Origin of the sequence: Streptomyces mexicanus, assembly GCF_902506575.1 — a bacterium.
Classification (GTDB): domain Bacteria; phylum Actinomycetota; class Actinomycetes; order Streptomycetales; family Streptomycetaceae; genus Streptomyces; species Streptomyces mexicanus.
The window spans coordinates 1-2763 of sequence record NZ_LR732636.1 but is presented as its reverse complement, the minus strand read 5'-3'; the positions used below and the strand labels follow the sequence as shown (position 1 = coordinate 2763).

At 79.7% G+C, this 2763-nt stretch carries 1 protein-coding gene; it reads right to left on the bottom strand.

All coding sequences use genetic code 11. The features are described from left to right. Positions 1-23: 23 nt before the first annotated feature. On the bottom strand, positions 24-2753 hold the full coding sequence (locus GV126_RS33975; protein ID WP_159675058.1) for an FtsX-like permease family protein: 2730 nt from the start codon (positions 2751-2753) through the stop codon (positions 24-26). Positions 2754-2763: the final 10 nt, after the last annotated feature.

Sequence of the window (2763 nt, the reverse complement as noted above, 5' to 3'; positions counted from 1 at the left end):
CCCGGTGCCCGCGCCGAGTCCGGTCATCGCGCGTCCCCCGCCCGCAGTTCGCGTACCGAGCCCTTGCGGCCCGTCCACCATGCCTGCCCGGCGGCCACGCCCACCGTCAGCAGCAGGACGGCCGCCGCCGGCAGCAGCAGCGAGAGCGGATCGGTGCGCAGCGCGTTGCCGCCGGTCGCGGCGGCGGTGGACGGCAGGGCGATGGTCGTCAGGTCGATGCCGGGGGACAGCAGGCGGACCGTGGCCCAGCCGGTCAGGGCGCCGCCCGCCGCGGCGAGCAGGGCCTGCGGCAGGGACTCCAGCACCAACAGGCGGCGGCCCTGGGCGCGGGTGAGGCCCATGGTGCGCAGGCGGGCCAGGAGCGCGGCCCGTTCGGGGGCGGCGCGCAGCAGGGCGAGGAGCAGGGCGAGGACGGCGTAGCCGGCGCCCGCCGCCACGGCGGCGGTGTAGACGTGCTCGGCGCCGGACTGCAGCGGCGAGTCGACGTACCGGGCCCGCTCGGTGGCGCGCAGGTGCACGGCGGCGGAGCCGCCCGCCGCCCGGCGCAGGGCGGTGGCGTCCAGGTGGGTGCCGGTCAGCAGCAGGGTGGTCGGCCGCACCGCCGCAGGGCCGAGCCCGGCGCGGTCCACGACCAGGAAGTCGGTGCCGAGCACCGCCGGGGTGCGGTCCCGGACGGCGGCGATGCGCACGGCGACGGTGGTGCCGTCGGCGAGCCGGACCGGGAAGGGTTCGGTGCCGTACGTCCGGGCGACCGACGGGGAGGCCAGCGCGGGCAGCGGCGCCTTGCGTCCGCCGGCCGGCGCGTGCAGCCGTGCCTGCGGGAAGGGGCCGAGCCCGACGTGGTGCGCCAGCGCCGCGTACGCCGCGGGGGTGACGCCCGCCAGGGACACCCGGGTCAGGTCGCGGCCCGCCTGGGCCTGGTCGTCGACGCTCACCTCGGTCACGTCCCGCACGCCCGGCGTGCGGCGCACCCGGTCGGCCGCACCGGCGGGCAGGGCGCCGTCGCCGTCGATACGGCCGGCGGCGCCGACGGCGAGCAGCGCGGCGTGGCCACGGGCGTCGGCCACGCCCGCGGGGAGGGACCCGCCGAAGGCGGCGGTGGTCAGCGCGGTCAGCAGGGCCAGCAGCGGCAGCACCGCGGAGACGGAGGTACGGCCGGCGCGGGCCAGCGACAGATGGCCCACCGCCCCGCGCAGCCGCCCGGCCGGGCGGGTCAGCCAGCGCAGCGGCAGCGGGTACAGGCGCACCAGCACCAGCGCCGCGACCACCCCCACCAGCACCGGCGCCAGCGACACGAGCTGGTCGCCGGAGGAACCCGTCACGCCGCGCCGCCGCAGGGTCTCCACCGCGCCGGCCGCGATCACCAGCAGCGTCAGCTCGGCGACCGTACGGCGCCGGGAGGGACGCACGGCCGTGGTGTCCGGGCGCGGGCCGTGGAGGCGGACCACGCGGTGGGCGACCGCGGCGCGCAGGGGCAGGGCCGCGCACGCCAGGACGGTGACCGCCGCGGCGGCGGCGACGGCGTACCCGGCGCGGCCCTTAGGCACGGCGAGCAGGGCCGCCCCGAGGCCGAGCGCCCCGGCGGGCACGGCGACGACCGCGGTCTCGGCGAACAGCCGGCCGGTCAGGCCGCGCAGGGAGGCGCCCCGGGCGCGCAGCAGGGTCAGTGCGGTGCGGCGCCGGTCGGCGGCCAGGCCCCCGGCCATCAGCAGGACGACCGCGGCGACGGTCGCGCTGCCGAAGGCGGCGACCGCGACCAGCGGGCCGATGTCGTCGGTCAGGCGGCCGTAGGCGGTGAGGACGTCGTCGAGGTCGGTGCCGATCTGCGCCGCCGGGTCGGTGACCGCGCGGACCTGGCCGAGGCCCGGACCGGCCTCCAGCGCGGCGACCGCGGTCTTGAGTCCGGCCAGGTCGTGGGCGTGCAGGGCGCGGGTGTCGGGGGCCACCTGCCAGTAGCGGACGGGGTGGGCGGAGGTGGCGAGCAGCGCGGGAGCCGCTTCGGGCGGCAGCAGCAGGGCGGCCAGCCAGTAGTACATCGGGTCGCCGTCCCCGCCCGGGGCGCGGGCCAGGGCGGGAGTGCGCAGCAGCGGCTCGGTCGCCCAGTAGGCGCCGTCCGGTGCGCGCGGGGTGACGATGCCGGTGACGCGGACCTCCAGCGGCGGGCGGGACACGGCGGGCACGTGGAGGACGGAGCCGACCCGGATGTGCAGGCTCCTGGCCGTCTCGGCGGTGACGGCGGCCTCCACGCGGGTGGTCGATGCCGTGACCGGGCCGTCGGCGCGCGGGAGCCGACCGGTGCGCACGGTGGCGTGCGCGCCGAGCGCGTTCTGCGCGACCAGGCGCACCTGCGCGGGCAGGCCGCTGGGCCGGGGGATCCAGGGGTCGGGGACGGCGAGCGCGTCCTGGGTGACCACCCCGTACGACGACTGGCCGGGGTCGGCGACCAGCGGCCGGCCGACGGCCCGCAGCACCTCGGTGTACTGGCGGCGCAGGGCCGGCGGCAGCAGGCCCTGTTCGCGGGCGCGGGCGGGCAGTTGGAGTCCGGGCTGCGGCGCGGACACCTCGATGGTGGTGCGGGCGGGCGTCGCCTGCGCGACGGCCCGGACCAGGCCGGCGTCCTCGTACCGGTCCAGGGCCCGCGGGAACGCGGCCGCCAGACAGGCGGTCAGCGCCACCAGCACGGCGAGGGCCGCCGCGGCGCCGGGCGCGGTGCGCAGGCGCACGCGGACCCAGGCGGGGGTGACGGGGTGCATGTCATTCACC

Coding starts and splice junctions, on each gene's coding strand:
- GV126_RS33975 (WP_159675058.1), bottom strand. CDS start 2,753: ATGCACCCCGTCACCCCCGCCTGGGTCCGCGTGCGCCTGCGCACCGCG.